This is a genomic window from Allokutzneria sp. NRRL B-24872 (assembly GCF_002155965.1).
Classification (GTDB): Bacteria; Actinomycetota; Actinomycetes; order Mycobacteriales; family Pseudonocardiaceae; genus Allokutzneria.
In genome coordinates this window covers 1-952 of the sequence record NZ_MUMH01000419.1, presented here as the reverse complement: position 1 = coordinate 952, position 952 = coordinate 1, and the positions used below count along the sequence as shown (strand labels likewise).

The following is a 952-nucleotide window of genomic DNA, read 5'->3' as shown; positions in this document are numbered from 1 at the left end:
CCTGGTCGCTCTCGCCGGCCGCGAGGGCGCTGATGGCGTCCTTCCTGCTGACCTCGGCCGTCGTACTGATCCGTGCGCAGGCCGTCTCGCCCGCCTCCAGCACGGCGGCGGGCTCCATCCCCTCGGGGACGCGGCCGGTGAGATAGTCCTTCTCCTTCGCCGTGAAGGAGCCGGTCGCGGGAGTCAGCCGGGAGCGCGGCACCTTCGGCGCGTCCTCGTCGTCCGCTCCCCGTTCCCGCGAGTGGTCCTCGCCGTTGCCGTCCTTGCCGTCCGCAGGCGGCTGCCCGGGAGCGGCGGAGGCGGTGGCTCCGGAGCGCTGCCCGCCGCTGTGCCCGGCGCCGTCGTCGTCCGCGCACCCGGCGGTCAGGGCCAGGGCGGCCGTCACCAGGACGAGGGTGACGGCCGCCGCGGCCCGCCGGGCCCGGTGGGCGCTCACGGCTTCCGGTAGGTCAGCGTGAGCTTGTGGCAGGTGCCCCCGGACTCGCGGGCCCACAGCCACAGGCTGTCGCTCCCGGACCAGATGAGCGCCAGATCGAGGGCGCCGCCGGCCGCGTCGCCCACCGTCGCGGTGCGCAGCGGCACGTCGTAGCCGGTGCGTGCCTGCGGAGCGCTCTTGAGGGTGCCCAGCGGGGTGCTGCCGTGCGCCGGGCGCTTCGCCCACGTCACCTCCTTCTCCGACCAGGCGCCGGTGACCGGGACGACCTCCACGGAGTCGGCCGAGGGCGCGTACTCGTCACCGCTGGTGGTGAGGGTCAGTACCGCCTCCTTCAGCACCATGCCCTTCGGCGCGGCCGGCACGTCGAAGCGCAGATAGCTCTCGTAGGGGGGGGAGCCGCGCACGGCCAGCTGCTGATGGGTGCCGTAGGTGGTGTTGAGGGAGGCGCCGTTGACGTACGCGTCCGCGGTCGCCTCCCGTTCCATGGTCGTCTCCGTCGGGGTGCCCGGTGTGGTC

2 protein-coding genes are annotated in these 952 nt (G+C 74.5%); both read right to left on the bottom strand.

Features of this window, described 5'->3' with window-relative positions:
* On the bottom strand, window positions 1–385 hold a 385-nt coding region (locus tag CCN37_RS38430; RefSeq protein WP_210408427.1), incomplete at its 3' end, for a hypothetical protein.
* Window positions 386–432: 47 nt separating this feature from the next.
* Window positions 433–952: DNRLRE domain-containing protein (locus CCN37_RS38425; protein WP_143262087.1), on the bottom strand; the 520-nt coding region annotated here is incomplete at its 5' end.